Annotated in this window: 1 pseudogene; it reads left to right on the top strand. The window is 34.5% G+C overall.

Annotated elements, in window-relative coordinates:
• Positions 1-90: 90 nt before the first annotated feature.
• Positions 91-359, top strand: a pseudogene (locus HMPREF2701_RS04865) (hypothetical protein); the annotation flags it as partial.

The raw sequence follows: 359 nt of genomic DNA on the forward strand, positions 1-359 counted from the left end.
AGGTTGTCAAGTCGATTAAGCAACGTCAGAAATTGATAGCTTATCGTTATAAAGAAGGAAAGCTGCTATTTGTTAAGAAGGAGGCATCAGATGTCCTCTGAACAACAGGAACGAATGGCAGTTCAATATGCAGAGCGTAGTCTTTTATTTACTGTCAAAAGTCTTTTAAAGATTCTAGAATGGTCTAGACGTCAGGCTTTAGCACAGGATTCCGCCTATAAGATAGGAGTGCAGAAATTAGAAGAATTGCTACAATCTCCTTATTCGATTGATACGATTAATCTGAAAAAAGATTTTTTAGACAAACCAATTGATATAGAGAAATTTAAAGCTTTTTTAGAAAAAGAAGAGATTCCTTT

Origin of the sequence: Streptococcus sp. HMSC077D04 (assembly GCF_001808785.1) — a bacterium.
Lineage (GTDB): Bacteria > Bacillota > Bacilli > Lactobacillales > Streptococcaceae > Streptococcus > Streptococcus mitis_BX.